Here is a 21,816-nt window from a genome sequence, read left to right on the forward strand (position 1 = left end):
GGGACCGCGACCGGAGGCGACCGCGCGCCGCCGGGCGGGCACCCGGACCGATCAGGATCCGAGAAGCCGCGACCGCCCGCTCGTGCCTAGCCTGGTTCCGCGACCCCGCGGGCGACACGGCCGGATCGGCGAGGTCCGCCGGCCCGGCCGGGGACACGAGAGTGTCAGTGGGACCTGGTTGGATCGAGCCGGTGCCGCCGAGACAGCCCGCGAGGGCGGCCCGCACGACGGATGGAGAGACGACAGGCATGGCCAAGAGGACGGACGCGCAGCCGACTGCGCCGCACGCTGCCGACAGCCACGACGTGATCCGCGTGCACGGCGCGCGGGTGAACAACCTCAAGGACGTCAGCGTCGAGATCCCGAAGCGCCGGCTGACGGTGCTCACCGGTGTCTCCGGCTCGGGCAAGAGCTCCCTGGTGTTCAGCACGATCGCGGCGGAGTCGCAGCGGCTGATCAACGAGACCTACAGCGCCTTCGTCCAGGGCTTCATGCCGACGCTGGCGCGGCCCGAGGTCGACGTCCTCGAAGGTCTGACCACCGCGATCATCGTCGACCAGCAGCGGATGGGCAGCGACCCCCGCTCCACGGTCGGCACCGCCACCGACGCCAACGCGATGCTGCGCATCCTCTTCAGCCGGCTGGGCGAGCCGCACATCGGCCCGCCGAGCGCCTACGCCTTCAACGTGCCCTCCGTCCGGGCCAGCGGGGCCATCACCGTCGAGCGCGGCGACAAGAAGACGGTGAAGGCGACCTTCCAGCGCACCGGCGGCATGTGCCCGCGCTGCGAGGGCCGGGGCAGCGTCTCCGACATCGACCTCACCCAGCTCTACGACGACTCCAAGTCGCTCGCCGAGGGCGCGTTCACCATCCCCGGTTGGAAGTCGGACAGCTTCTGGACGGTGCGGGTCTACGCCGAGTCCGGTTTCCTCGACCCGAACAAGCCGATCCGGAAGTTCACCAAGAAGGAGATGCAGGACTTCCTCTACCGGGAGCCGACCAAGGTGAAGGTCGAGGGGGTGAACCTCACCTACGAGGGCCTGATCCCCAAGATCCAGAAGTCCTTCCTGTCCAAGGACAAGGAATCGCTGCAGCCGCACATCCGGGCGTTCGTGGAGCGGGCGGTCACCTTCACCACCTGCCCCGAGTGCGAGGGCACCCGGCTCAGCGAGGGCGCCCGGTCGTCGAAGATCGGGCGGATCAGCATCGCCGAGGCCTGCGCGATGCAGATCAGCGACCTGGCCGTCTGGGTCGGCGGCCTGACGGAGCCGTCGGTGGCGCCCCTGCTCACGGCGCTGAAGCAGACCCTCGACTCGTTCGTGGAGATCGGTCTGGGTTACCTCGCGCTGGACCGGGCGTCCGGCACGCTGTCCGGCGGCGAGGCCCAGCGGGTCAAGATGATCCGTCACCTCGGCTCCTCGCTCACCGACACCACCTACGTCTTCGACGAGCCCACCGCGGGGCTGCACCCGCACGACATCCAGCGGATGAACGACCTGCTGCTGCGGCTGCGGGACAAGGGCAACACGGTGCTCGTGGTGGAGCACAAGCCGGAGACGATCGTGATCGCCGACCACATCGTCGACCTCGGCCCGGGCGCCGGCACGGCGGGCGGCACCGTCTGCTTCGAGGGCACCGTCGAGGGGCTGCGGGCCAGCGGCACCGTCACCGGCCGCCACTTCGACGACCGGGCCGCCGTCAAGGAGGAGGTGCGCAAGCCCACCGGCGTGCTGGAGGTCCGGGGCGCGACGGCCAACAACCTGCGCGACGTCGACGTCGACATCCCGCTCGGGGTGCTGGCCGTGGTCACCGGCGTCGCCGGCTCCGGCAAGAGCTCGCTCGTGCACGGCTCGCTGGTCAAGGGCCCGCTGGGCGCCGAGCAGGGCGTGGTCTCGGTCGACCAGAGCCCGATCCGCGGCTCGCGGCGCAGCAACCCCGCGACGTACACCGGGCTGCTCGACCCGATCCGCAAGGCGTTCGCCAAGGCCAACGGGGTGAAGCCGGCCCTGTTCAGCGCCAACTCCGAGGGTGCCTGCCCGACCTGCAACGGCGCCGGGGTCGTCTTCACCGACCTCGCGATGATGGCCGGCGTCGCCAGCACCTGCGAGGAGTGCGAGGGCAAGCGGTTCCAGGCGGCGGTGCTGGAGTACCGGCTCGGCGGCCGCGACATCAGCGAGGTGCTCGCGATGTCGGTGACGGAGGCGGAGGAGTTCTTCGGCGCCGGTGAGGCGCGCACCCCGGCGGCGCACGCCGTCCTCGGCCGGCTGGCCGACGTCGGGCTCGGCTACCTCAGCCTCGGCCAGCCGCTCACCACCCTCTCCGGCGGCGAGCGGCAGCGGCTCAAGCTGGCCACCCACATGGCCGACAAGGGCGGCGTCTACGTCCTCGACGAGCCGACCGCCGGTCTCCACCTCGCCGACGTCGAACAGCTGCTCGGCCTGCTCGACCGGCTCGTCGACGCCGGCAAGTCGGTCATCGTCGTCGAGCACCACCAGGCGGTCATGGCCCACGCCGACTGGATCATCGACCTCGGCCCCGGCGCCGGCCACAACGGCGGCCGGATCGTCTTCGAGGGCACCCCGGCCGAGCTCGTGGCCGCCCGCTCGACGCTGACCGGCGAGCACCTCGCCGCCTACGTCGGAGCCTGACCCCACCGCCCCCGCCCGCGCGGACCCCCGCGTCCGCGCGGACCCCCGCGTCCGCGCGGGCGGGCGGTGGGGTCCGCGCCCGGCCCCGGTCCGGGGCGCTGTGGGAGACTGGCCGGGTGAAGCGGCAAGAGCTCGACGACCTCGTCCGGCTGCGGCGGGCCCGGGACCGGATGGACCGCGACTACGCCGAGCCACTGGACGTCGCCGCCCTGGCCCGGGATGCCCTGATGTCCTCGGGCCACTTCTCCCGCAGCTTCCGCGCCGCCTTCGGCGAGACGCCCTACAGCTACCTGATGACCCGCCGCATCGAGCGGGCCAAGGCGCTGCTGCGCCGCGGCGACCTCACGGTGACCGAGGTGTGCTTCGCGGTCGGCTGTACGTCGCTCGGCTCGTTCAGCACCCGCTTCACCGAGCTGGTCGGCGAGAACCCGAGCAGCTACCGGGCCCGTGACCACGAGGACGGCGCCGCCGTCCCGGCCTGCATCGCCAAGATCCACACGCGGCCGGTCAGGAACGGAGAAGCGGGCGCCGCCCCCCGGTCGTAGCCTGGGCCGCATGGACATCAGGCTCTCGCAGTGCTTCATCGCCGTCGACGACCACGACAAGGCGATCGCCTTCTACCGCGACGTGCTCGGCCTGGAGGTGCGCAACGACGTCGGGTTCGAGGGGATGCGCTGGGTGACCGTCGGCGCGCCCTCGCAGCCGGACGTGAACATCGTGCTCGAACCGCCGCTCGCCGACCCGAACGCCTCGTCGGCGGACCGGCAGGCCATGGCGGAGCTGATGGCCAAGGGGCTGCTGCGCGGTGTCATCTTCGCGACGGACGACTGCGACGCCGCCTTCGAGCGGGTCAGCGCGGCCGGCGGGGAGGTGTTGCAGGAACCGATGGACCAGCCCTACGGCGTCCGCGACTGCGGGTTCCGCGATCCGGCCGGCAACCTGGTGCGGTTCACCCAGGCCCTCGCGAGGTGACTCCCGGCGGACGCGCCCGGTGGGCGCCGGCCCCGTCCCGGACGGGAGGTCACCGGCCGCACCCGGCCGGTCCGTTCGGCTCGGAGCGCCGCGTGCGGGCGGGCGGTGGGCCGGATGTCCGATGAGGCGGGCACGGGCCCGCAGCGGGCGCCGATGGTGTGGGCGCTGGCGATCCGCGAGACGGCCGACGGGCCGCCGCTCGCCGAGGTGATCGTGGAGGTCGGCGCCGCGCTGCACGGCGAACTCGTCGAGAACCTGGTGGACAGCGGGTTCACGCTGGCGGCGGGGGACCCGCCGGACACCACCGGGGTGCTGGAGGTGCGCGGCCCGCTGCTGGCCAGGCTGGTCCTGGTCGGCGGGCGGCAGGTGTGGGAGCCCGCCTCCCCGGTCGAGGTCTCGCCCGGCTGGGAGTCGGCGGCCGAGGAGCGCGGCCGGGCCGTCGTGCTCGTGGTGCCGCCGGGAACGTGGCCGCCCGGTCTGATGTCCCTGGAGCCGCGGGAGCGCATCGACGTCTTCACCCGGAGCCTGGAGGAGGCACGGGTGGCCGGGCGGGTGCTGCACGGCACGGCCGCCGTCGACCTGGACGAGGCCGAGGCCTGAGCCGGACCGGGGAGCGGGGCCGGACCGGGGCCTGAGCCGGACCGGGGAGCGGGACCCGGCTCAGCGCCGGAAGCCCGGGGCCGGGACCCGCTCAGGGACCGGAGCGGCTCAGGGCCGGAACCACCGGGTCAGCGCGTCCCACCAGGAGCGCCGCGGCCGGGGCACGGTGACGGCGGCGGCGAGCGCGTCCTCGGCGTCGGCCGGACCGGCCGGCTCGACCCCGACGGCCTGCGACGCGGTGGCCTGTGCCCCGACGGCCTGCGGCGTGGCGGGCGGCGGCGTGGAGGGAACGCTGCGCGGCGGCGGCAGCGTGCCGGTCGGGGCCCGCCGCTCGCCCTCGGGCGTCCTCGGGGTGAACTCGACGGGCAGGGCGGACAGGTGGCGCGAGATCCAGGCCGACGTCCAGCTCAGCTTCTCCTCCTCGACCGCGAGGCGGAGGTCCGGCAGACGGGTGAGCAGGATGTCGATCCCCGTCTCGGCGATGGCCCGGCCGATGTCCTGGCCGGGGCACTCGTGCGGACCGGCGCCGAAGGCCAGGTGGGAGCGGTTCCCGTGGAGGGGCGTGGCCAGGTCGGGGCGGATGGCCGGGTCGGAGTTGCCGGCCGCGAGGCCGAGCAGGAGCATGTCGCCGGCCTTGATCTGCTGCCCGCCGAGTTCGGTGTCGCCGGTCGCCCAGCGGCCCGCGACCAGCGACATCGGCGCCGCGTCCCAGAGCACCTGGTCCAGGGCGTCGGCCAGGGTCATGTGGCCGCCGGACAGGTGGGTGCGGAACCGCTGGTCGGTGAGGACCATCTTGAGGGTGTCCGCGATCAGGTTGACGGTCGTCTCGTTCGCGGCGAGCAGGACGACCCGCAGGTGTTCGAGGACCTCGTCGTCGGTGAGCCCGGCCTCGTGCTGCATCAGCCGGGACACCAGGTCGGGGCCGGGGGAGACCCGCTTGCGCTCCATCATCCGGCGCAGCGTCGCGACGACGTAGTCGTTGCTCGCGATGGCCGTCTCGGTGCCCTTCATCAGGTCGCGGGCGGCGGAGACCAGGTGCGGGCCGTACTCCTCCGGCATGCCGACCAGTTGGGTCATCACGAGCATCGGCAGGTGCTCGGCGAACTGGGTGACCAGCTCGGCCCGGCCGGTGGGGCCGAACTCCTGGACGAGCTGGTCGGTGAAGCGGGTGACGTGGCGCCGCACCCCGCGCCGGTCGAAGCTGTTCAGCCCGTCGGTGACGGCGCCGCGCAGGCGCTTGTGCTCCTCGCCGTCGGCGAACACGCAGAGCGGCTGCCAGGCGATCACCGGCATCAGCGGCGAGTCCGGGGAGACCAGCCCGTCCTGGAAGGCCGACCAGCGGCGGGAGTCCCGGGAGAACCGGGAGGGCGTGCGCATCGCGATGAGGTTCGCGGAGTGGCCGACGATCAGCCAGGCCGGGAGGTCGCCGTGCAGCAGGACCGGTGCCACCTCGCCGTGTTCGGCGCGCAGCTTCTCGTACAGGCCCGCCGGGTCGGCCTCGGCCTCGGGCCCGTAGAGCCGCCGGAGGCCGCCGGCGCCCAGGCCGCCGGTACCGGAACCGCCGGTGGCGAGGCCGTGCGCGGGGCAGCCGGGCGGCGGGGTGGGCAGGGCATCCTCAGGGAACGGGGAGGTCACGGTGTCTCCGGGGTCGGGGCGGGGCGGCCACCCGGAGGCGGCCGTCGCGGGCGGGGGGAGTGTGAAGGGCGGCAGGGAGCACGGCCCGGGCACCGGCCGGTGAGCGCGGTGGCCGGGCCGTGCCCCCTAGGGCGCCGGCCGGTCGTACAGGTAGCGCATCAGGGCGAGGAGCACGTCACGGCTGGACTCGCGGGTGCGGGCGTCGCAGTCCACGATCGGCACCTCGGGCGGCAGGTCGAGCGCCGCCCGCAGCTCCTCGACGGGGTAACTCGGCGACTCGGGGAAGGTGTTGGCCGCGACGACGAACGGCACGCCGCGGTCCTCCAGCCGTCCGATCACCTCGAAGCTGACTTCGAGCCGACGGGTGTCGACGAGCACGACCGCGCCGAGCGCACCCTCGAACAGGCCGTTCCAGAGGAACCAGAACCGCTCCTGCCCGGGGGTGCCGAACACGTACAGCACCAGTTCCTCGTTGATGCTGATCCGGCCGAAGTCCATCGCGACCGTGGTCGAGGTCTTGCGCTCGATCCCGGCCGTGTCGTCGACGTCGGCTCCGGCCTGCGTCATCGTCTCCTCGGTCGTCAGCGGACGGATCTCGCTCACGGAGCCGACCAGGGTCGTCTTGCCGACCCCGAAGCCCCCCACGATCACCACCTTGACCGCCGTGGTGGCCGAGGCCGGCAGGAGGTCCGCGCGCTGCGGGCCCAGGGCCGTCTCAGAGTCTCTGAAGTCCATGTATCACCGCCTCCAGCAGGGCGCGTTCGGGAAGGACGGCCTGGGGGACCCGCATCCGGGCCTCGATCAGCTCCTCGGCGAGGAGGTCCGCCAGGAGGACGGTGACCGCGCTCATCGGCAGTCGCAGATAGGCGGAGATCTCGGCCACCGACAAGGGCGAGCCGCAGATCCGCAGGATCGCCGCGTGCTCCGGCTGCATCGAGGGAGTCGGCTGCGCCCGGGAGACGATCAGGGTGACCAGGTCGAACGTGGTCTGCTCGGCCGGTCCGCCGCGGCCGCGCGTGATCACGTAGAGGCGTTCGGCTTCTCCGTCGTCCCAGTCCTGGTCGGTCGCACTCACGCGACCTGCCCGCCGTTGCGCGCCGGTGTGGTGAGGTGCTCGCCGATCCGGGCGACCAGGTCGCGCATCCGCTGGCCCATCAGCCCGGCGTCGACGCCCTCGTCGGCCAGCACGGCGAGGTAGGCGCGGGCGCCGGCCGCCATCAGGTAGAAGAAGCCGCCGCCCATCTCGATCACGACCAGCCGCATCCGGCCGTCGCTGTGCGGGAACTCGTGCCCGACCGCGGCGGCGAGGCTCTGCAGGCCGGCGCAGGCGGCGGCGAGCCGGTCGGCGGTGTCGTTGTCGGTGCCGTGCTGGGCCATCCGCAGACCGTCGGCGGAGAGGACGACGACGTGCCGGGTGTACGGGACGCTCTCCGCCAGATCCTTGAGCATCCAGTCCATGTTGCTCCGCTGCTGAATCACTGCTCGCTCTTCCCTGACGACTCTTCGCTGGTGGGGCCGGCCGTGTCGGTGGACGGCGTGTGGCCGTTCACCCCCTCGGTGAACGCGGCCAGCCACATACCGGGCTGGGCCGGCGCCTGGGCCGGGGCCGGCGCGGGCTCCGGGGCCCGGGGGGCCGGGGCGATCCGGGGGGATTCGGCCGCGCCCCGTCGGTAGGGCGCGGCGTGGCGGCGGCGCTGGGGCAGGCCGTTCGCGGTCCGCTCGGTCACCACCGGCACGTCGTCGCCGACCGGGAACGGCTGCGAGGCGGTGGCGACGGTCCGCGAACCCCAGGGCCGCGAGACGGACACCGGACGCGTCCGCTCCGAGGGCCGGGGCGCGGTGTCCGGCGCCGGCAGGGGGTTCGCGGCGGCACCGATGCCGTGGGCCCGGCCGGTGGCGGGGGCGGTGGTGATCAGCTCCTGCGGCACGATCAGCACCGCGCGCACCCCGCCGTAGGCGGAGGGCCGCAGCGAGATCTGGAACCCGTAGGCCTGCGCGAGCCGTCCGACCACGGCCAGGCCGAGCCGGGGGGTCTCCCCGAGGTCGTTGAGGTCGATGCCGGCCTGCGCCTCCAGGAGCATCCGCTCGGCGCGGGCCCGGCCCTCCTCGCTCAGGCTGAGGCCGCCGTCCTCGATCTCGATCGCTATGCCGGTCTGCACCTCGACGGCGGTCAGGTGCACGCTGGTCTGCGGCGGGGAGTAGCGGGTGGCGTTGTCGAGCAGCTCGGCGACCGCGTGGATGAGCGGCTCGACGGCCGGTCCGACCACGGCGACCTGGGAGACCGGGTGCAGTTCCACCCGGCGGTAGTCGAGGATGCGCGACATGCCACCGCGCAGCACGCTGTACAGCGGGACCGCCCTGCGCCACTGGCGACCGGGGCGGGCGCCGCCGAGGACGGCGATGCTGTCGGCGAGGCGGCCGATCAGGGCGTTGCCGTGGTCCAGGCGCAGCAGGTCCTCGAAGACCGCCGGGTCGTTGCCGTGCCGGTCCTCCATCTGGCGCAGTTCCTGGGCCTGCCGGTGCACGATCGCCTGAACGCGGCGGGCGATGTTGACGAAGGCCCGCTGGGTGGCCTCGCGCATGCCCTCCTCGGTGTCGACGATCTCCAGGATGCTGCGCAGCACCGCCAGCCGGGCGGCGTGGAACTGCGGGCCGGTGCCGGTGTCCTGGGGCTCGTACGAGCGCACGATCTCGTCGGTCGAGGTGCCGCGCCGGAGCCGGGCGATCGCCTCGGGCATGGTCGTCTGGGCGAGCCGGAGGGTCTCGGCCTCCTGCCGGGCCAGCCGGCGGCGCAGCTCGTTCTCCTGGAGGGCGAACCGTTCGCGCAGGGCGGCGAGGGCGCGGCCCCGGCGGGCCGTCTCGGCCGCCACCACCGCCACCGCCGCGGTGCCCACCGCTCCGGACCAGAGGACCCCCGCGCGGGCGCCGGTGGAGACCACCAGCGCGGCGACGACAGCGGCGCCCGCCGTCACGACCGTGGGCACCAGCCACACGAGAACGGGAGCCGGGCGTCGGCCTCCGGGTGACGATCCAGCACGAAGCATCAGCATCCTCAAGCGCTCGAAGGAGTGGGGAGAGTGGGCGGGGGCCGGCTCCGGCGGCGCCGGACCGTGGGCGGACCGGCGCCCGCACCCGGCCGGGCGGCCCCGGCGCGAAGGGTGCGCGCCGGGACCCGGCCCGGGGTCGGGACAACCGGAACTCCGGGACATTCCTGACGAAAGATCAGTAACAGTGTTTTATAGCCGATTCGGTGTGGCTCTGTCGCACGTTCCGCGGAACCCGGACGCCGGCTAGATCGGGCCGGCCGGCTGAGCACAGGCACCAGACTTGCCCTGTCCCGGGCCCGCCGTACCGTGGCCGGGGCGGGGTTCGCTCATGTGAGGGGTATCCCCGGGAAATCCCCCCGCAGCGTGGCGAGTTCGTGCTAAGCCGAGGTCTGCGACGGGCCTTCGACGGGCCTGCGACGGGCCGTGCGGAGGGACTTCGGCAGGTGATGTGCGGTGGATGCCGGCTCCGGTGAACCGCCAAGGCCGTTCCCCCGAAGCGGCGTTCCCCGGACGGTCCGGGCGGACCGGCGTACGCCGCCGGTGCTCGGCGGCGCGCCGGTCCGGTGGGCCCGGCGTGACCGGAACCCGCGCAGGGCGGTCGAAGTCCGCGACCGGCGCGCGGGTGCTCCGACGCGCCCCACCGTCGCGCGCCCCCGTCTCCAGGCGCCCCGTCACCCCGACGGGGGCCGGCGGCCCAGGGCGAGGGCCGCGACCTCGCGCCAGTCCATGGCGGGCCGGGCCGGCGGGGCCCCCGGGCGGTCGCGCGGCACCAGCACCCGCAGCGCACCGGGCCGGACGGCGCAGGTGACCGGGGTCGGGAGCCGCAGCGCCTCCCCGTCCACGGCGACCGAGATCCGCCCGGCATCGGCGTCGACCACCACCCGGGGCGCGGTCAGGACGCGCAGGCCCGCCGCCCGGCTGCCCCGCAGCGCCACGGCGGCGGCCTGCGACGCGTTGCCCACCCGGATCCCCACCACCCCCAGCGTCGCCCGGTCCAGCCGCGGCCGGCGGTTGCCCACCACGGTCGGTTCGGGAGCCGTGTACGGGTTGTTGCTGACCAGCAGCGCCTGCTGTCCCGTCAGCCGGGTGCCGTCCGCCAGCACCGCCTCCAGGGCGTGCCCGGAGTGGCCGAGGAGGAGGTCGGGGAGGGCGCTGAGGGCCGAGCCGGCCTTGGCATCGCGGTACTGCGGGGTCTGCACGATCTCGGCGTAGGCGCCGAACGAGGCCGTGTTGACGAAGGCCCGGCCGCCCACGGTGCCCAGGTCGACCCGCAGCTCCACCCCGTCGGTCAGCGCGTCCAGGCAGCGGGCCGGGTCGTCGCGGTCCAGGCCGAGGTCCATGGCGAAGTGGTTGCGCGTCCCCGCCGAGATCACCAGGAACGGCAGGTCGTGCTCGGCGGCGACCTCGGCCACCGTGGCCTGGGTGCCGTCGCCGCCGGCCACGCCGAGCAGGTCCGCGCCCTCCGCCACGGCCCGGCGGGCGAGTTCGGCGACGTCCACGTGGGTCGCGGTGTCCAGCAGGACGACCCGGGCGCCCAGGGCCTCGGCCCGCTCCACCAGGGCGAACCGGTCGACCTTGCCGCCGCCGGACCTCGGGTTCATGATCAGCACGGGGTGCCGGGGGAGTGCGCGGGCCACCGCCCGCATGCCGTGGAAGGGCCGGGCCGCGCGCAACGCCGACCGCGCGAACGCCGCGGCGACCGCCCACAGGGCGAGCGCGGCCAGCGCCACCGGCCAGAGCCCGGCCCGGGCATAGCCCACCACGACGGCCGCGGGCGCCGCGACCACGAGCAGGGCGCCCGCCAGCCGGACGACCCCGTGGTGGGAGACCACCCACCACGTCCCGGCCGCCGTGAGCGCCAGCCCGGCCAGCCCGACGGCGAGCACCAGGATGCCGCCGGCGCCGACCGTGCCCACCAGCACGGCCACCGCGCCCAGCACACAGGCCAGGGCCGCCCGGGCGGACCAGCGGGCACTCAGGAGGGAACGGGACGCCATGCTGCGCGTCTCCTCGGTCTTCGCCCGGCACCGGGCACGACGCTCGCGGCGCGCCCGGGCGCGGGGCATCCGGTCACCGGGTGCCCGGACCGTGTCGACCGGCCACCCGGTTCGGGTGGTCGCGGCTGGGCGCCGGCCTCGCGGCACGCCGCCCGCCGGTGGAGGAAGGGTGTCAGCCGCCCGCCGCGATGTCGGTCTCGGCCACCGCGATGGCCATGCCGAGGGCCTCCGCGATGTGCCCGGCCGCCGACATCACGCGGGCGGTGCCCACGATCGGCGCGATGGCGACCAGCACGTCCTGGAGCTGTGCGGCCGTCAGCTCGGCTCCGTCGGCGGCGCCGATGTGGACCAGGTAGGACATCGGCGGTGCGTCCATCGCGACGAGCGCCGCGATCCGGGTGAGGAGGAAGGTGTCCATCGGCAGGCCGCACCGCTCGACCGAGTCGAGCGTCATGGCGGCCAGGGTGTCGAGCACGGGGGTTTCGGACGCGCTGGTCATACCGGGCCATCTCCTTCGCCGGGAGGGGCCGGCACGTCCTCTCCGGGAGCAGCGGACCGCTCGCCTTGCCGTGCCCCCGTACACCGACCATAGGCCGGATGGGTGGCGGTCGCACTCCGCGACGGGCGGGGCGGCCGGGGCCGGGCGCGCCGGCCCGCCGTACGGGCCCCGCCCGCCCCACCGGGCCGGGTTCCGGTCACCGCCGCGGCGCCGGCGGCGCGGTACGGCTGGGGCGGCCGACCGGCCGTGAGGTCCCGGGTGCCGGTGGCCACCGGCCGGTGGGGGCGGAGCGTCCGGCGGGCGCCGCCGGGGCGGGTGGGGCGGTCCGGCGAACGGCCGACAACCGCCCTCCGGGACATGCCAGAGGCCTGGGCCTGCGGCCGGTGCGCTCCTACGATGTGAGGCGCCGTCGGCCTGACCCCGACAGCGTCGGCCGACGTCGGTCACCACCGGGCTCTCCGGGCACCGGTGCGTCCCGTCGGCCACGGCCCGCCCCGGGGACCGGGAGCGGGCTCGTAGCGCAGGCTGCACCGACGCAGGCCGCACACCCCTCCTCACCACCCAGGGAGTACGCCCATGCATGCCCGCACTGTCGCACCGTCGTTCAGACCCGTCCGCGCCGTCCTGCTCGTTCTGACCGTGCTGGCCGCCGTGGTGGCGGTCGCCCTGCCGACGGCCGGCCCCGCCCGGGCCGCCGTGCCGGACCGCTGGGGCTTCGCGTTCCTCGACAACCCGACCCCGCCCGCCGGGTACGTTCCCGACCCCACCCGGCAGTGGGGCAGCTGGCCCTCCCCGGCGAGCAACCCCGTCAAGGTCGACCAGCTCGCGGTCGGCTCGTACCTCGTGCACTTCCCGTTCATCGCCGGCCCGGGCGGCATCGCCCACGCCACCGCCGTCGGCCGTACCGGCAACTGGTGCCAGATCAAGGGCTGGTCCACGGCGGGCACCGGGCAGGACGTCGCGGTGGACTGCTACCGGCCGGGCGGCGCCCCCGACAACACGCTGTTCACCGTGCTCTACACCACCAGCAGCGGGACCCCGTCGCCGGCCGGCGGCTCCTACGGCTACACCTTCTCGGACATCTCGGGGGCGGTGCTCGCGCAGTACAACTCCGCCGGCGCGGTCAACACGGTGAGTCACGGCTCGACCGGGATCTGGAAGGCCTGGCTGCCCGGTCTGGGCCTGTCCACCGCTGCCGGGAACATCGAGGTCACCGCGGTCGACGCGGTCCAGGGCGCGCGCTGCAAGGTGGCCGACTGGGCGCCGGCGGCGTCCGGTCAGACCGTGGTGGTCAGCTGCTTCAACGCGGCGGGCGCGCCGTACGACACCCGGTGGACGCTGAGCTACTCCCTCAAGCGCGCCCTGCACGGGCCGGCGTTCCCGCCGAAGTCGTTCGGCTACCTCTGGTTCAACGGCGGGGTCCCCGCGGCGACGAACTTCAACTCCAGCGGCGCGACCAACACGCTGGCCGGTTCGGTCCCGTTCACCATCACACTGCCCGGGGTGGCCGTCCCCTCGGACACCGCGCACGCCACGGCGTACGGCCCCGGCCCGGGCTGGTGCGGGCTGGCTCTGCCGTGGGCCCGCAGCGCCGGCACGGTGAAGCTCTACACGATCTGCTTCAACGCCGCCGGATCGCCGGTGTCGGCGCCGTTCCTCACCGCCTACACCTCGGCGTTCTGACCGCCGGGGGCCGGCCCCGGTCGTCTGGGCCGGCCCCCGGCAGTCCCGGACCACTCCCCGCCCGCGCGGTTGCGCCCGTTCGCCGGGGTCGAGCGCGGCCGTACCCGTGATGCCACGGCGCGCCCCGGGGGCGTGAGCAACGGATCTGAGCAGCAGTCAAAAGCACTCTGAACACTGGAGGTTCGACTCGGAACGTCGGCCGCTCCGGTGTGCGGGCCGACGCGAGGAGGCCGCACCGGGCCCGGGCGGCCGGCGCGGCCGCCGCGCTCACCGATCCCCCTCCCGTACGCGCTCCGGAGGCCCGTCGCGGCCCGATGTGCCACGGTGGAATCCGGGGTCAGCGCACCCCGTCGGGAGAGGAGTGGCCATGTCGTCGAAGCGACGTCGCAAGAAGAAGGCACGAGCCAAGCGCGGGGCCAATCACGGCCGTCGGCCCCAGTGCTGAGCACTTCCTGAGCGGCCACCGGCGGCCCGGCGAGGGGCCGCCGGTGGTCTCGCGCCGTCTCCGCCACCGAGCCGCGGGTACGCGGCCACCGCGGGGAACGCCGTGCGGGACCGGTCGCAGGGGGGTGTCGACCGTGGGATTCGGGCCCTCCGGGCTCGAAGAGCTCACCGGAGGACCCACCGGAGGACCGGGAGGCCCCGGAGGAACGGAAGGACGCGACGGATGGGTACACCGCGGCCCGACCGCACCCCGAAGGAGTCCGCGCCGGTCGCGGCGAGCCAGTCGTTGACGCTCGCGGCCATGCTCTTCGCGGTCTCGATGACCTTCATCGACCAGACGATCGTCTCGATCGCCGCGCCCGACATCATTCGCGAACTGGGCCTGTCGGCCGTCGGGATGCAGTGGGTGGTCAACGCCTACCTGCTCTCCCTCGCGGCCTTCTTCGCCCTCGGTGGCCGGCTGGCGGACGTCCTCGGCCACAAACGGATGATGCTGATCGGGACGCTCACCTTCGTGATCGCCTCGGCGCTCTGCGGCGCGGTGCCCTCCGGCGGTGCCGCCGAGACCTGGCTGATCTGCTTCCGGGCGGTGCAGGGCCTCGGCGCGGCGCTGATGTTCCCGGCGGCGCTGGCCGTGGTGGTGGAGGTGTTCCCGGTCGAGCGGCGCGGCCGGGCGCTGGCGCTTTTCTTCGGGGTCGCGGGCGGTCTGACCGCGATCGGCCCGATCCTCGGCGGCTGGCTGACCAGCTGGACCTGGCGGGCGATCTTCTGGGTCAACGTGCCGGTCGCGGTCGTCGCGGTGGTCCTGACCGTACTCGCCGGCATCCGCAACCACCCCCGCCGCGAGCCGGTCGACTGGCCGGGCGCCGCGCTGGTGGCCGTCGGGATGGGGCTGAGCGTGCTCGGCCTCCAGCAGGCGGCGGCCTGGGGCTGGGGCAGCTGGGCGACCTGGCTGTGCATCGTCGGCGGGCTGGTCGTCCTGGTGGTGTTCGTCGCGCTGGAGCTGCGCACCGAGCACCCGCTGATCAAGATGCGGGTCTTCGCCGACCGGGCCTTCGCGGCGGACAACGCCGTGCTCTTCTTCGCGATGATCGCCTTCGTCCCGGTGTTCTTCTTCGCCTCCGTCTACGCGCAGGTGGCGCTGGACCAGACGCCCAACGAGGCGGGTCTCTACCTGCTGGTCTTCTTCGCCGGGTTCGCCCCCGGCTCGCAGATCGGCGGGCGGATGCTGGACCGGCGCGGCGCGCGCCCGCCGATGCTGCTGGGCACGGCGGTGTCCGCGGTCGGCTTCGCGCTGTGGGCCTCGAAGATCACCGACCTGTCGCTCGGCGCGCAGTGGCCGTACATCGTCCTGGCGGGCGCGGGGATCGGGCTGCTGCTGACCCCCGCCTCGACGGACGCCGTCAACCGCTCGATCAACGCCTCGTACGGCGAGGTCACCGGGATCACCCAGACGGTGCGCAACTACTCCGCGAGCCTGGGCCTGGCGGTGCTGGGCACCGTCCTGCTGCACAGCACCACCAGGAACGTGCGGAGCACGCTGGTCGCCAACGGCGTCCCGGTGGACGCCGCGCCCGGTGTCGCCGACACCGTCACCAAGGGCATCACCGGCCACGGCTCGGGCTCGCAAGCGCCGAACGGCGTCGGCGCCACGCTGCTGGACGCGATCCGGCAGGACTTCGCCGAGGCGAACGGGCCCGTGCTCTACGGCATGGCGGCCGCGCTCGCGGTCGCCTTCGTCTGCGCGCTGCTGCACCCCGGCACCCGGGTCACCGCCGACCCCGCGCCGGTCGTGGACACCGCCGCCGTCTCCGAGGGCGGCACCGGCCCGGCCTGACACCGCGCGGGCGCGGGCGCGGTGTCGGGCCGGGTGTCCGGCTACGGGTTGAGCGGCGACCAGAGCCAGGCGCCGTCCACCCGCACGTACAGCCGCTTCGACGCGGTGTCCACGGCGAGCGTCCCGTCGGCCGGCGGCCGGGTGAAGCTCGCGTCGCCGACCGGGCCGGCGACCAGGCGCAGCGGCGGGTTCGGCGCGTGCTTCGTCGGGAGGGTGCCGCCGGACTGGCTGACGCCGGTACCGGCCTGGGTGGTGCTCCCGTAGGTGTTCTCGACCCGGAACTCGCCCGAACTGGAGCTCTCGTAGTACACGTGGTGGCCGGTCGGCCTGGTGCCGTAGAGGCCGACCACGTCGCGCAGGACGGCGACCGTGCCGGGGCCGGAGTAGAGGTCGACCCCGGAATTGACGGTGGCGACCGGGCCGTTGGCGATCAGGACGTTCTCCAGGGCGCTGGCGATGCCGGCCCAGGCGATGATGTTCTGCGAGGTGGCGTAGCCGGGCGCGAAGTTCCCCGCGTAGGCGTAGATGTCCCGGGCGTAGACGTGCTTGCAGGAGGCGTCGACCCTCAGGTGCGGGCCGCCCTGCAGCTGGGAGGTCTCGAACTTGCAGTCCGTGAGGTAGATCCCGTTCGGGTTGTTCCGCGCGGCCGGGCCCTGGGTGATCCAGAGACCGCCGGTGCCGAACGCCTCGAACCGGCAGCCGGTGAAGTGGATCTGGTTGACGTTGTCCTCGCTGTAGCCCCAGCCCTCGACGGCGGAGCTGTTGCGCAGCCAGACGTTCGGCTGGGTCGTGCTGCCCGCCGGTCCGGTGCTCGACTCGACGACGAGGTTGGAGAAGCGCGAGTCCCAGCACTCCACGGCGTCGATGCATAGGTCGTTGTTGGTGGTGATGTAGACGTCGCGGACGTAGGTGTTGTCGTTGTAGTACAGCTCCAGGACCAGGCCGGTCCGGTGGTTGCCGTTGAAGCCCAGGTCCTCGATCGCGCAGTACCGCCGGTGGGTGGCCCCGCTGCCGTCCGCGCCGCCGCCGGAGAGCCGCAGCAGGATCCCGTCCGCGCCCTTGACCAGCATGGACGCCTTGCTGCCGGCGCCGACCAGGCGGATCCCGTTGCCGCCGACGGTCAGCGCCGGGGCGCCCGCCGCCGGGACGACCCGGTACCTGCCGATCGGGAAGTAGACCGTCCCGCCGCCGGCCGCGGCCGCCGCGTTGATCGCGGCCTGGACGGCGGCGGTGTCGTCGGCCGCGCCGTCGCCGACCGCGCCGTAGGCCCGGACGTCGAACCAGTCCGGTGTGCCGCTCCCGGTGGTCGCCGCGCCGGCCGGTCCGGCGCCGGCGACCGCCGCCACGCCGGTCAGCCCGGCGACGGCTCCGGCGAGCAGCGCCCGCCGCCGGGTCGTTGCTCCCGTCGGAATTCCCGCATCCCCCGTCGTGCTCACTCTGTTCCCCCTCGGTACTGCCGTTCGCGGCGGCCCCCGGCCGCCCGGTCGCCCGGTCGCCCGGTCGCCCGCCAAGATCGCAGGACGGGTGACGACCGGTCAAGCCCCCTCGGCCGGCGCCCTCAGGGCCGGGGTGCCGCCAGCACGGCTTCGGCGACGGAGGTACGGGCGTAGAGCACCGAGCGGCCGGCCCGGTGGGCGCTGACCAGGCCGGCGTCGCGCAGTGCGGTGAGGTACTGCGACACCCCGGCCGGGGAGAGCCCGGTGCGGCGGGCTAGTTCGGTGGTGGACGCCGGAGAGTCCAGTTCGGTCAGCAGCCTGGTCCGGGAGCGGCCGAGGACGGCGGCCAGGGCGTTCGCCGCCGGGGCCGGCCGGGACTCCCACAGGGCGCCGATGCCGCGGGCCGGATAGGCGAGTTGGGGCGGCTCCGGCGGCATCAGCCGGGTGAGCAGGTGCGGCCCGGTGAACGCCGAGGGGATCAGCAGCAGCCCGTCGCCGGCGCCCTGCCGGGACAGCGTCCGCCGCCGGCGGGCGATCCGCAGCGCGTTGTCGTCCCAACTCGCCGAGGGGTGGAGTTCGTTGAGGAGTCGCCCGGTGCCGTGCTCGGCGACCTGGCGGGCCCGGTGGAAGACATCGGCGTCGAGCACCGCCCGGATCCGCGCCCAGTAGGGGGCCAGGGCGAGCTCCCAGTACGTCTCGATCTCCTCCGCCAGCCGCTCCAGCTGGGCCGGCGGGGAGGCCTGGAGGGCCCGCAGCCGGGGGCCGGGGGAGCCCTGTTCGCCCCGCAGGCGTTCGAGGTCCTGGTGCACCCGGGACGGGGGCGTGGCGCGGATCCCGGCCAGCTCCCGCGCCAGGGTGGGCGCGGGCCCGGCGGGCGCCGGGTTGAGGAAGTCGGCGACGTAGCCGGCGCGCGGCACCAGCTCGGCGAGCAGCCCCCGGTCCAGGCCCGCGGCGGTGACCCGCGGCCGGACCTGCTGGATCCACGGCTGGTGCACGGGGTGCGCGGCGCCGGAGGCCAGCAGCCGGTAGCTGGTGCCCACCTCCCACATCGGCGAGACGGCGAACCGCACCAGGGCCAGGTCGGCGGCCGAGAACGCCAGTTCCGCGTGCACGCGGCCTCCTCAGGATTCGGACATCCCTTAATCGTTGGCGGCCCAGTGTACGGCCCGGAGATCATCCGGGCATGACCTCAGAGACGACCGCCCCGGCCGCGGCGGGCAGTTGGAAGATCGGTGGGCTGGCCCTCACCCGGCTCGGCTACGGCGCGATGCAGCTGGCGGGCCCGAAGGTGTGGGGGCCGCCCCGGGACCGGGACGCCGCCCTCGCCGTCCTGCGCGCCGCCGTCGAGGCCGGGATCACGCACCTCGACACCAGCGACTACTACGGCCCGCACGTGGTCAACGACCTGATCCGGGAGGCCCTCCACCCGTACCCGGAGCACCTGTGCATCGCCACCAAGGTCGGCGCCCGCCGCACCCCGGACCGGGCCTGGCCCGCCGCCCTGTCCCGCGACGAGCTGGTCCGGGCCGTCCACGACAACCTCCGGCGGCTGGACGTACCGGTGCTGCACCTGGTCAATCTGCGGATGACCGACACCCGGGCCGCCGCCGACCTCGCCGGGCCGTTCGCCGTCCTCGCCGAACTGCGCGAGCAGGGCCTGATCCGCCACCTCGGCGTCAGCAACGTCAGCGCCGAGCAGGTCCGGGCGGCTCGCGACATCGCCCCGGTGACCTGTGTGCAGAACCACTACAACGTCGCCCTGCGCGGGGACGACGACCTGGTCGACCGGTGCGCCGAGCAGGGCATCGCCTACGTGCCCTACTACCCGCTGGGCGGCTTCCGCCCGCTCCAGGCCGACGCCCTGGAGGACGTCGCCCGTGACCTGGGCGTCACGGCCCGGCAGGTGGCGCTGGCCTGGTTGCTGCGGCGCTCCCCGAACATCCTGCTCATCCCCGGGACCTCCTCGGTGGCGCACCTGCGCGAGAACATCGCGGCGGCCTCGGTCGAGCTGCCCGACCGGGCGCTGCGCGTCCTGGACGCCGTCGGCACCCGCTGAGCGGCCCCCGGTCGCCGGGCGGGCTCACCGGCCGGGCGCGATGTCCGCCAGGGCGGCGAGCAGGCGGCTGTGGACGGCGGCGGCGACCTCGCGGGTGACCGGATCCGGGTCGTCCAGGCGGTCGGCGATCAGTTCGGCGGCGGCCGCGACCACCGGCACCGGCAGCGAGGTCTCGCGCAGGTGCAGGAGCTGGGCGGCGGCCCGTTCACTGGCCGTGGTGGCCCGTGACTGGGGGATCAGCGAGGTGAGGCCACGGGGTTGCTGGTGTGCGCTGCTCATCCCGTCATTGTCCGGGTTCCGGCGCGCTCCCGGTGCCACCCCCGCGCGGGCCGAGCGCGCGGCCGGTTCCACCATCTGGCCCCGCGTACCCCGTACGGCTGTCCGTTTTCGCCCTCCAGGCGCCAGGATGGAGGCAGTGAACGAACTAGGAGGCGGTATGAACGACCGACCCGATTCGATTCAGTGGCCCGGCGAGGTCACGCCGGACGCCCTGCTGCACACCGGCGCCGGCGGTGAGGTCACCCCCGAGGACCTGGTGCTGGCCTCCGGGCGCGACATCACCCCGGAGACCCTCGCGTGGGCGGAGCGGAAGCTGGCGGCGGAGGGCCCCGCCGCCCTGGACAAGCTGCTTCCCTGAGCGCCTCCGCTCCGCGGACCCGCTGCCGGGGCCGTTCGAGACCGGTGCCACCGCGGCGCCGGTCTCGGACGGCCGCTTCGGTGCGACCGGGGGTGTGCGGAGCGCCGTCAGAGGCGGTGGACGGCGCACGGAGAGTACTCGAACGGCGTCCTGAAGCCCGGCACCTGCCGGAGCTCCGCCGTCCACCGGTTGTCGACCACCCCGCGCCGCAGCAGGAAGAGCCGGTTGGCGCGGCGCTTCAGCAGGCCGCGGTAGCGGTCCACCGCGTCCGTGCCGTTGACGGCGAGCTCGCGGACGAACTCCTCCAGGTAGCAGGTGGCGCAGCCGGGGCCCGGCCGGTGCCGGTGGCGCGGCACTCCGGCCGCCTCCAGGCCCCGGACCACGACCGTGCCGTCCGGGCCCACGCCGACCAGGAAGGCCTCCGGTCCGGTCTCCGTCCCGCAGATCTCCAGCAGCCTCTCCCGGAAGCGTGCCGGGTCGACCCGGACCAGCGGTTTCTCGAACAGCAGCCTCAGCAGCGACATCACGTGCGACAGCAGGGTGGCGCCCGCGGTGGTCCAGCAGACGGCCGGCAGCCACCACGGACCGGCCGTCCGGCCGAGCGCGATGCCGACGGCCGACCAGCAGTACGCGGCGAGCGAGTCCGCGACCACGGCGTCGCCGCGGAACCACACGCGCAGGACGGACCACATCGCGAGGAGCGGAACGGCCACCGTGCAGGCGGTGTGCAAGAGGCCCATGGCGCTGTTCCCTCCACCGGAAATCCCTTGGGGGGTGTTCCACCCGCGGCGGTGGCCGAACCCGCGCGAACGAGCCGGGACCGCCGGACACCATGCTCTGCCTACGGACCGGTTGACGCCGCGTCAGTCGGGTCGGCGCACGCCGCGAGCCGGGCGAGCAGGGCGGCTCCGGTGGCGTCGGCCGGGTGCTGGGTGAGCAGCAGCACCCCCGTGTCGGCCGCCGGCCGCAGCAGCGAGAAGGTCAGCCGCAGCACCCGGTCCGGGCGCCCGGTGTCCACCACCTCGACCGTGCTCGGCCGGAAGTCCGCGACGGCGCGGCACTGCCACCAGTGCGCGGCGTCCGGCCGCAGCGCGTGCAGCCGGCGGACGATCTCCGCGGACCGGGGGTCGTCGGGGACGTGGGCGGTGGCGGCCCGGAACTGCTCGTAGAGGCCGCGCAGCAGCGCGTGTCCGCCGGGGCCGTTCCCGTCGGCGGGGCCGGCCGTGATCCGGTGGCGTCCGGGTGGGCCCGCGGCGAGGTGCAGCAGCAGATTGCGCTCCTCGGCCGGGGCCTCCTCCAGGGGCCCCCACAGGCGCCGGTGGGCCGCGTTGGCGGCGAGGACGTCGAAGCGCTCGTCCAGTACCAGCGCCGGGGTGGCGTGCCAGCTGTCGACGAGCGCCAGCGTGTCCGGGTCGGGGACGGCCGCCGCCCACTGCCCGGCGCGCGGGGGAGGGGGGAGGAACCCGGCCAGCGCCAGGGCGTGCCGGTGGGCGACCGGATCCATCCGCAGCGCCCGGCAGACGGCGTCGACCACCTGTCGCGAGGTGCTCACCCGGCCCTGTTCCAGCCAGGTGTACCAGGCCACGCTGACCCCGGCGAGGGTGGCGACCTCCTCGCGGCGCAGCCCGGGGGAGCGGCGCCGGCCGCCGGCGCCGAGGCCGACGTCCTGCGGGGCGATCGACGCCCGGGCCGCGCGCAGATGGGCACCGAGCTCTCGGCGTAGCGACTCGTCCATGGGCTGATCCTATGAGTGCGACTCACCCCATGAACGGTGGGCTGCCACCACCGCCCGGGACGGGCGAGGCTGACGGTATGACAGCTGAGCAGCGGACGCCCCGGGTGTGGCGCCGGCAGAACGACTCCTCCCACCTCGCCGAGCCCCGTGTCCTGATCCGGGTCTTCCTCGAACCGGACGGCCTGGACGGCGCCGTCGCCTTCTACGAGCGGCTGCAGGCGGTGACGGCCGACTCCGGCTTCGACTTCGGCGCCCTGCGGCTGGCGACCGTCGGCGCGTTCCTGCTGATCGCGGGCGAGGAGGGCGAGTTGGCGCCGTACCGGGGCACCAGCGGCACGCTGCTGGTGGACGACGTCCGCCCCTACTACGAGCGGCTGCTCGCCGAGGGGGCGGAGATCGTCGTCCCGCTCCGGGACGTTCCCACCGGTGCCGGGTTCAACGTCCGCCACCCCGACGGCACGGTGGTCGAGTACGTCCACCACCGCCCCACCACGGCCGGCGACTGACCGGCCCCGGGGGGTGACCGGCCGGACACGGGGCCGGTCGGTCGCCCTGCCGGGAGCGCCGCCGGGGCGACCGGCCCGAACGGT

At 74.6% G+C, this 21,816-nt stretch carries 21 protein-coding genes; 9 read left to right on the forward strand and 12 right to left on the reverse strand.

Annotated elements, in window-relative coordinates:
- The first annotated feature begins 248 nt into the window (after positions 1-248).
- The 4 genes from ABZ497_RS21610 to ABZ497_RS21625 all read left to right on the forward strand — a co-directional run bounded on the left by ABZ497_RS21610 (position 249) and on the right by ABZ497_RS21625 (position 4,220).
- A complete protein-coding gene (locus ABZ497_RS21610) occupies positions 249-2,648 on the forward strand; it encodes an excinuclease ABC subunit UvrA (protein WP_359807525.1) in 2,400 nt (799 codons plus the stop codon).
- Positions 2,649-2,818: 170 nt separating this feature from the next.
- A complete protein-coding gene (locus tag ABZ497_RS21615; protein WP_329491999.1) occupies positions 2,819-3,193 on the forward strand; it encodes a helix-turn-helix transcriptional regulator in 375 nt (124 codons plus the stop codon).
- A 10-nt stretch (positions 3,194-3,203) separates the two neighbouring features.
- Positions 3,204-3,620 carry a VOC family protein gene (locus ABZ497_RS21620; RefSeq protein WP_329485738.1) on the forward strand — a complete coding sequence of 139 codons (417 nt, stop codon included), beginning with the start codon at positions 3,204-3,206 and terminating at the stop codon, positions 3,618-3,620.
- Positions 3,621-3,734: 114 nt separating this feature from the next.
- Complete coding sequence (locus ABZ497_RS21625) at positions 3,735-4,220, forward strand: hypothetical protein (RefSeq protein ID WP_359807528.1); 486 nt, start codon at positions 3,735-3,737, stop codon at positions 4,218-4,220.
- A 108-nt stretch (positions 4,221-4,328) separates the two neighbouring features.
- Here ABZ497_RS21625 and ABZ497_RS21630 read toward each other — a convergent pair whose 3' ends face one another.
- The 7 genes from ABZ497_RS21630 to ABZ497_RS21660 form a co-directional block, all read right to left on the reverse strand.
- A complete protein-coding gene (locus ABZ497_RS21630; RefSeq protein WP_359807531.1) occupies positions 4,329-5,855 on the reverse strand; it encodes a cytochrome P450 in 1,527 nt (508 codons plus the stop codon).
- A gap of 126 nt (positions 5,856-5,981) precedes the next feature.
- A complete protein-coding gene (locus tag ABZ497_RS21635) occupies positions 5,982-6,590 on the reverse strand; it encodes an ATP/GTP-binding protein (protein ID WP_329485733.1) in 609 nt (202 codons plus the stop codon).
- Entirely contained in the window at positions 6,571-6,930 is a 360-nt protein-coding gene (locus tag ABZ497_RS21640; protein WP_359807533.1) for a DUF742 domain-containing protein, read from the reverse strand. Before ABZ497_RS21640 ends, ABZ497_RS21635 begins: the two co-directional genes overlap by 20 nt.
- Positions 6,927-7,334 (reverse strand): roadblock/LC7 domain-containing protein, encoded by a 408-nt coding sequence (locus ABZ497_RS21645; protein ID WP_329485730.1) that lies wholly within the window; start codon positions 7,332-7,334, stop codon positions 6,927-6,929. Before ABZ497_RS21645 ends, ABZ497_RS21640 begins: the two co-directional genes overlap by 4 nt.
- Positions 7,331-8,899, reverse strand: coding sequence for an ATP-binding protein (locus ABZ497_RS21650; protein ID WP_329485728.1), 1,569 nt, complete (start codon positions 8,897-8,899; stop codon positions 7,331-7,333). The genes ABZ497_RS21645 and ABZ497_RS21650 overlap by 4 nt, the downstream gene beginning before the upstream one ends.
- Positions 8,900-9,573: 674 nt before the next feature.
- Positions 9,574-10,899, reverse strand: coding sequence for a diacylglycerol kinase family protein (locus ABZ497_RS21655; protein ID WP_329485727.1), 1,326 nt, complete (start codon positions 10,897-10,899; stop codon positions 9,574-9,576).
- A 172-nt stretch (positions 10,900-11,071) separates the two neighbouring features.
- The gene (locus ABZ497_RS21660) at positions 11,072-11,398 is read right to left on the reverse strand and encodes a carboxymuconolactone decarboxylase family protein (RefSeq protein ID WP_359807536.1); all 327 of its coding nucleotides are present in this window, start codon (positions 11,396-11,398) and stop codon (positions 11,072-11,074) included.
- Between the two features lie 576 nt (positions 11,399-11,974).
- Between ABZ497_RS21660 and ABZ497_RS21665 the strand changes: the two genes are divergently transcribed.
- Both ABZ497_RS21665 and ABZ497_RS21670 read left to right on the forward strand, forming a co-directional pair.
- Positions 11,975-13,081: a hypothetical protein gene (locus ABZ497_RS21665; RefSeq protein WP_359807539.1), complete on the forward strand. Its 1,107-nt coding sequence runs from the start codon at positions 11,975-11,977 to the stop codon at positions 13,079-13,081.
- 667 nt (positions 13,082-13,748) lie between these two features.
- The gene (locus tag ABZ497_RS21670) at positions 13,749-15,362 is read left to right on the forward strand and encodes an MFS transporter (protein WP_359807541.1); all 1,614 of its coding nucleotides are present in this window, start codon (positions 13,749-13,751) and stop codon (positions 15,360-15,362) included.
- A gap of 41 nt (positions 15,363-15,403) precedes the next feature.
- Here ABZ497_RS21670 and ABZ497_RS21675 read toward each other — a convergent pair whose 3' ends face one another.
- The gene (locus ABZ497_RS21675) at positions 15,404-16,798 is read right to left on the reverse strand and encodes a glycosyl hydrolase family 28-related protein (protein ID WP_359807543.1); all 1,395 of its coding nucleotides are present in this window, start codon (positions 16,796-16,798) and stop codon (positions 15,404-15,406) included.
- A 122-nt stretch (positions 16,799-16,920) separates the two neighbouring features.
- A complete protein-coding gene (locus ABZ497_RS21680) occupies positions 16,921-17,910 on the reverse strand; it encodes a DUF5937 family protein (protein ID WP_359807545.1) in 990 nt (329 codons plus the stop codon).
- A 71-nt stretch (positions 17,911-17,981) separates the two neighbouring features.
- Between ABZ497_RS21680 and ABZ497_RS21685 the strand changes: the two genes are divergently transcribed.
- Positions 17,982-18,854, forward strand: a complete 873-nt coding sequence (locus ABZ497_RS21685; RefSeq protein ID WP_359807548.1) for an oxidoreductase — start codon at positions 17,982-17,984, stop codon at positions 18,852-18,854.
- Positions 18,855-18,878: 24 nt separating this feature from the next.
- Here the strand turns inward: ABZ497_RS21685 and ABZ497_RS21690 are convergent, their stop codons facing one another.
- Positions 18,879-19,133 carry a hypothetical protein gene (locus tag ABZ497_RS21690; protein ID WP_329485719.1) on the reverse strand — a complete coding sequence of 85 codons (255 nt, stop codon included), beginning with the start codon at positions 19,131-19,133 and terminating at the stop codon, positions 18,879-18,881.
- Positions 19,134-19,290: 157 nt separating this feature from the next.
- On the opposite strand from ABZ497_RS21690, the gene ABZ497_RS21695 reads away from it, so the two are divergent.
- Entirely contained in the window at positions 19,291-19,491 is a 201-nt protein-coding gene (locus ABZ497_RS21695; protein WP_329485718.1) for a hypothetical protein, read from the forward strand.
- Positions 19,492-19,598: 107 nt separating this feature from the next.
- On the opposite strand, the gene ABZ497_RS21700 is transcribed toward ABZ497_RS21695, so the two are convergent.
- Both ABZ497_RS21700 and ABZ497_RS21705 read right to left on the reverse strand, forming a co-directional pair.
- Positions 19,599-20,231: a hypothetical protein gene (locus ABZ497_RS21700; RefSeq protein WP_359807551.1), complete on the reverse strand. Its 633-nt coding sequence runs from the start codon at positions 20,229-20,231 to the stop codon at positions 19,599-19,601.
- 101 nt (positions 20,232-20,332) lie between these two features.
- Complete coding sequence (locus tag ABZ497_RS21705) at positions 20,333-21,226, reverse strand: helix-turn-helix domain-containing protein (protein WP_359807554.1); 894 nt, start codon at positions 21,224-21,226, stop codon at positions 20,333-20,335.
- A gap of 77 nt (positions 21,227-21,303) precedes the next feature.
- On the opposite strand from ABZ497_RS21705, the gene ABZ497_RS21710 reads away from it, so the two are divergent.
- On the forward strand, positions 21,304-21,732 hold the full coding sequence (locus ABZ497_RS21710) for a VOC family protein (protein WP_359807556.1): 429 nt from the start codon (positions 21,304-21,306) through the stop codon (positions 21,730-21,732).
- Positions 21,733-21,816 lie beyond the last annotated feature (84 nt).

This window comes from Kitasatospora sp. NPDC005751 (assembly GCF_040630835.1).
Taxonomy (GTDB): Bacteria; Actinomycetota; Actinomycetes; order Streptomycetales; family Streptomycetaceae; genus Kitasatospora.

What these genes read in the sequence shown, in the direction of transcription:
- ABZ497_RS21610 (WP_359807525.1), top strand. Translation starts at nt 249, where the DNA reads ATGGCCAAGAGGACGGACGCGCAGCCGACTGCGCCGCACGCTGCCGAC.
- ABZ497_RS21615 (WP_329491999.1), top strand. Translation starts at nt 2,819, where the DNA reads ATGGACCGCGACTACGCCGAGCCACTGGACGTCGCCGCCCTGGCCCGG.
- ABZ497_RS21620 (WP_329485738.1), top strand. Translation starts at nt 3,204, where the DNA reads ATGGACATCAGGCTCTCGCAGTGCTTCATCGCCGTCGACGACCACGAC.
- ABZ497_RS21625 (WP_359807528.1), top strand. Translation starts at nt 3,735, where the DNA reads ATGTCCGATGAGGCGGGCACGGGCCCGCAGCGGGCGCCGATGGTGTGG.
- ABZ497_RS21635 (WP_329485733.1), bottom strand. Translation starts at nt 6,590, where the DNA reads ATGGACTTCAGAGACTCTGAGACGGCCCTGGGCCCGCAGCGCGCGGAC.
- ABZ497_RS21650 (WP_329485728.1), bottom strand. Translation starts at nt 8,899, where the DNA reads ATGCTTCGTGCTGGATCGTCACCCGGAGGCCGACGCCCGGCTCCCGTT.
- ABZ497_RS21655 (WP_329485727.1), bottom strand. Translation starts at nt 10,899, where the DNA reads ATGGCGTCCCGTTCCCTCCTGAGTGCCCGCTGGTCCGCCCGGGCGGCC.
- ABZ497_RS21660 (WP_359807536.1), bottom strand. Translation starts at nt 11,398, where the DNA reads ATGACCAGCGCGTCCGAAACCCCCGTGCTCGACACCCTGGCCGCCATG.
- ABZ497_RS21665 (WP_359807539.1), top strand. Translation starts at nt 11,975, where the DNA reads ATGCATGCCCGCACTGTCGCACCGTCGTTCAGACCCGTCCGCGCCGTC.
- ABZ497_RS21670 (WP_359807541.1), top strand. Translation starts at nt 13,749, where the DNA reads ATGGGTACACCGCGGCCCGACCGCACCCCGAAGGAGTCCGCGCCGGTC.
- ABZ497_RS21685 (WP_359807548.1), top strand. Translation starts at nt 17,982, where the DNA reads ATGACCTCAGAGACGACCGCCCCGGCCGCGGCGGGCAGTTGGAAGATC.
- ABZ497_RS21690 (WP_329485719.1), bottom strand. Translation starts at nt 19,133, where the DNA reads ATGAGCAGCGCACACCAGCAACCCCGTGGCCTCACCTCGCTGATCCCC.
- ABZ497_RS21695 (WP_329485718.1), top strand. Translation starts at nt 19,291, where the DNA reads ATGAACGACCGACCCGATTCGATTCAGTGGCCCGGCGAGGTCACGCCG.
- ABZ497_RS21700 (WP_359807551.1), bottom strand. Translation starts at nt 20,231, where the DNA reads ATGGGCCTCTTGCACACCGCCTGCACGGTGGCCGTTCCGCTCCTCGCG.
- ABZ497_RS21705 (WP_359807554.1), bottom strand. Translation starts at nt 21,226, where the DNA reads ATGGACGAGTCGCTACGCCGAGAGCTCGGTGCCCATCTGCGCGCGGCC.
- ABZ497_RS21710 (WP_359807556.1), top strand. Translation starts at nt 21,304, where the DNA reads ATGACAGCTGAGCAGCGGACGCCCCGGGTGTGGCGCCGGCAGAACGAC.